The sequence below is a fragment of the Photorhabdus sp. CRCIA-P01 genome (genome assembly GCF_003545805.1).
GTDB lineage: Bacteria > Pseudomonadota > Gammaproteobacteria > Enterobacterales > Enterobacteriaceae > Photorhabdus > Photorhabdus antumapuensis.
This window is the reverse complement of the sequence record NZ_NMQR01000098.1, coordinates 1-5,083: the sequence shown is the minus strand read 5'-3', so window position 1 is coordinate 5,083 and position 5,083 is coordinate 1. Positions and strand designations below refer to the sequence as shown.

Annotated in this window: 1 protein-coding gene; it reads left to right on the top strand. The window is 56.8% G+C overall.

Features of this window, described 5'->3' with window-relative positions:
* The coding region (locus D3222_RS23415) for a hemagglutinin repeat-containing protein (RefSeq protein WP_369973536.1) at nt 1-5,083 on the top strand (5,083 nt) is incomplete at both ends.

Sequence of the window (5,083 nt, the reverse complement as noted above, 5' to 3'; positions counted from 1 at the left end):
AGATAAAAGCCGGTCAGGCGCTGCATCTTGGTGCGCAAAATCTCACCAACAGCGCCGCCGGTGAAATCAGCGCCGGGCAAACGCAAATCCAGGTCCACGATACGCTGAACAATACCGGATTGATTGACGGCGGTCTGACCCATCTCACGGCCAACACCCTGAACAATACCGGCACCGGGCGCATTTACGGCGACCGGCTCGCCCTCCAGACGGGCACGCTGAATAACACCGCGCAGGACGGCAAAGCCGCCGTGATTGCCGCGCGTGACCGGCTGGATATCGGCACTGGGATACTCAACAACCAGCATCATGCCCAGATTTACAGCGTGGGCGATATGCACATTGGCGGCCGGTTGGACAACAACCTGACAGCCACCGGTCAAGCACGTGAGCTCAATAACCACGCCGCGACAATTGAAGCCGGGAATAATTTGAAGATTCAGGCCGAGCAGATGAACAACACCAACGCCGGTCTGGTGACGCAGGTCGTCGAAACGGAAAAATCGCCACATCACGACGCGGTACTGAGCGGCCAGACCACCCGCTATGACTGGTCTCAAGTAGACACTTCCCGCCACAACAAATACGACGTGCACGATGCCATCATGCCGGACGGCAGCCGCAGTAATGACTTTTACGAATATCAGTACACCCGCACCGTGAATGAAACACAGGTTAAACAGAGTGACCCCGGTAAAATTCTGGCGGGCGGCAATATCACGCTGAACAGTGCGAAAGTCACCAATCACGACAGCCAAATCGTGGCGGGCGGCGTGCTGGACGGGGAAATCGGTGAACTGCACAATATAGCGACTCAGGGCGAACGTATCACCACCGATAAAGGTCGCCAGACTCACTGGTATGCGAAAAAGAAACGACGTAAGCCCAGAGTACGGGGTACCAAAACTTCTCAGGGGAAAAGTCGCAGTGGTTATAACCCGGCCCCGGTGATAGAAACCCTTGACCTGAAAACGCTGGCCTGGCAGGAGCATACCCGTCCACAGAGCACCGATATCACGATTACGGACCGACAGACCGGTCAGATACACGATGCCCCCACGTCGGTCAAACCGGTGAGCGGGATAAACGACCAGCCTTTGGTCTTGCCCCCCGGCCAGCCATTTGAACTGAGTTTGCCCCCGGAAACGGTGAAAGGGCAAACAATCGACCCGGTGATACGTGTAGTGACCCCCAATACCCGCTTGCCGGATAACAGCCTGTATACGGTGCAGCCGGGCAGTGACAGCCACTATCTGGTCGAGACCGACCCGAAATTTACCCAGTATAAACAGTGGTTAGGCTCGGACTATATGCGGCAACAATTAACGCATGACCCGGCGCTGGTCCACAAACGCCTGGGGGATGGGTTCTACGAACAGCGGCTGGTGCGGGACCAAATCACCCAACTGACCGGCCGGCGTTATTTGCCCGGCTACAACAACGACGAAGCACAGTTTAAAGCGCTGATGGATGCCGGAATTGCCTTTGGCCAACAGCAACAGTTAACGCCGGGCGTCGCCTTAAGCCCGGCGCAGATGGCGCTGCTGACTTCGGATATTATCTGGCTGACTAACCAAACCGTGACCTTGCCGGATGGGACTACCGAAGTGGTGACCGTGCCGCAGGTGTATGCGCGTGTCCGTCAGGGCGACCTGAGCAGTGATGGCGCCCTACTCGCCGGTAATTCCGTGGCCCTCAACAATCAGGGCGATATTACCAACAGCGGTACGATTAGCGGGCGTGACGTCACCCAACTGACCGCCAACAATCTGACCAACAGCGGCTTTATTCGCGGCGGCAAAGTGGATGTGACGGCCCAACAGACGCTCGCCAACCGGGGCGGCCAGATTCAGGGAGATGACCGGGTGACCTTGCGAGGCCACGATATCACCAGCGCGTCTACGTTACGCGGGGATGAGGCTAACCGCTGGCTGGACCGTCCGGCGGGCATTTATGTGCAGAACGATAAAGGCACCTTATCGCTGAGCGCCATCAACAATGTCCAATTAACCGCCAGTGACATCAAAAACGCCGGTAAAGACGGTCGCACCGAGATAACGGCAGGCCATAACCTGACGCTGGATACCCTAAGCACAAACCGTACAGAACAGGGGAATTGGGGGAAAGATAACTATCGCCATCTGACCCAACAACAGGATATCGGCAGCCGGATAACCGGCGCCGGTGATGTAACCCTGCAAGCCGGACAGGATTTGACCGCCACCGCTGCCCACGTCAATGCCGGTCAACACCTGACGGCGCAGGCCGGGAATAACCTGACATTGACAACCGGTACCGCTTCATCCGATTTAGTGGAACACAGTAAACAAACCAGCAAAGGCTGGCTGTCGAAGTCGTCAGTGGAAACCCACGACGAAGTGCATGACCGGCAGGCACTCAGTACCACATTCAGCGGCGATAAGGTCAATCTACAGGCCGGAAAAGACCTGCATATCCGCGGCAGCCATGTCGCGGGCACGCAGGATGTCAGCCTGAGCGCCGGTCAGCAGCTTACCGTCACCACCGCCGCCGAATCTCACGGTGAAACCCATTTACGGCAGGAGAAAAAATCGGGCCTGATGGGGACCGGCGGGATTGGATTTACTCTGGGCAAAGCCAGTCAGAAAGTCACCACCGACAGTGACAGCCAGCTTAGCAAAGGCAGCACGGTCGGCAGCAGTCAGGGCAACGTGACGCTCAACGCGGGAGAACAACTCCGGGTTCACGGCAGTGAAGTGATTGCCGGTAAAGACCTGACGCTGACCGGTCAACAGGTCACGGTCACCAGTGCGGAAAACCGCAATAACACCACAACAAAAACCGAACAAAAACAAAGCGGCCTGACGGTAGCGCTGAGCGGCGCCGCAGGAGGTGCTATCAACAGCGCCGTGCAAACGGCCCATGAAGCGCAACAGACTGCCGACCCGCGCCTGAAAGCGTTACAGAACACCAAAGCCGCGCTGAGCGGAGTACAAGCGACGCAGGCCGCCCGACTGGCGGAAGCTCAGGGCAGCGACAACAGCAGCAATAACAACCTGGCCGGGGTTAGCCTGTCCTACGGTCGCCAGTCTTCCCGTTCAGAACAGCAGTCCCGTCAGACCACCCAACAGGGCAGCCATCTCACTGCCGGGGATAATCTCACGATAACGGCTCACGGTGACGATAAAGGGACATCAGGTCTGAACGGCGATATCCGCGTTCAGGGCAGCCAGTTACAGGCGGGTAAAGACCTGCAACTCAATGCCAGTCGGGATATTACGCTCTCGTCCAGCCAGAACACCGAACAGACCACCGGTACGAACAGCAGCCACGGCAGCTCGCTGGGCGTGGGCCTGACCGCCGGACCGGGGGGCACCGGTCTGAATGTTTCGGCCAATGTCAGTCGGGGCAACGGCCGTGAAAACGGCAACGGCGTCAGCCACAATAACACCACATTAAACGCAGGACAGACCATTACCCTCAACAGTGGCCGGGATACGACGCTGAAAGGGGCACAAGTCAGCGGCGAACAGATTACGACGACGGTGAAACGTAACCTGGCATTAAGTAGCGAGCAGGACAGTAACCGCTATGACAGCCAGCAACACAACGCCAGCGCGGGCGTCAGTACCACCGTAGGGCCCCTCACCAACGGTACAGCAAGCCTCAATGCCAGCCGCAACAAACTGCACAGCAACTATGACAGCGTGCAGGAGCAGACCGGGTTGTTTGCCGGTAAAGGCGGCTATCAGGTTAACGTCGGCGACCATACCCAACTGGACGGTGCGGTGATAGCGAGTCAAGCTGACAAAGCCAAAAACACCCTCAACACCGGGACACTGGGCTTTAAAGATATTCAAAATAAAGCGGACTTTACTGTCGAACAGCAGAGTGCGGGTGTCAGCCTTGGTCAACCAACCGCCGGGCAGGTCCTCAATAATCTGGCGGTTAATGCGCTGACGGGGGCTCATAATCAGGGTCATGACAGCAGTACCACGCACGCTGCGGTCAGTGACGGCACCCTGATTATCCGAGATAAGGACCACCAAACGCAGGATATCGCGAACTTAAGCCGTGATACCGATAACGCCGCCAATGTCTTGAGTCCGATATTTGATAAGGAAAAAGCACAGCAGCGGCTGAAACAGGCGCAACTGATTGGCGAACTCAGCGCCCAGATGACCGAGATAGCCGGGACCGAAGGGAAAATTATCGCCACCCAAGCGGCGAAAGCGAAGCTCAATCATATCAGTGAACAGGACAAAGCCGATGCCAGAGAAAAGTTGATCAACGCAGGGAATCAACACCCGACTTCGGCGGATATCAATCAACAAATCTATGACACCGCTTACACGCAGGCGCTGAATGACTCCGGCCTGGGAACCGGCGGCAAATATCAAAAAGCGTTACAGGCGGCCACGGCAGCGATTCAGGGCCTGGCGGGGAACAATCTCGGTCAGGCGCTGGCTGGCGGCGCGTCACCGTATCTGGCCGGGGTGATTAAAGATCTAACGACTGACCCGCAAACCCATCAGGTGGATATTGCCACCAATACGCTGTCCCATGCGATTTTGGGTGCCGTGGCGGCGGAAGTCAGTGGTAACAACGCCTTGTCGGGGGCAGCCGGTGCTGCTTCGGGTGAACTGGCGGCTCAGGTACTGATAAAACAGCTTTACGGCGACGGGGCCAAAGTCAGTGAGTTAACGGAGGAGCAGAAACAAACTGTCAGCACCCTTTCTACTCTGGCAGCCGGGCTGGCCGGCGGCATTGCCGGTGATTCCAGCGCCAGCGCGCTCACTGGCGCGCAGGCCGGGAAGAATGCGATTGAGAATAACTTCCTGAGTGCTGACCAGATAACGGATTTTGCGGCCAGGGCAAAAGGGTGTGAGGCGCGCGGTGACTGCCAGCAGATCGTAAAAGAAATGGAAGATCTGAGTTTGAAACAGCGTAATGAATTAATTGTTACCTGTGCGTCAGATCCTGCTGCCTGCAAAGAGAAATACGGTGATATCCCGGCCAACAGTATGTTGGTTCATCAGGCGATCGATAAAGCTCTGGGTGAAGATATACCATGGAGTATGAAGAATGACCTGTCTGTTTTGCT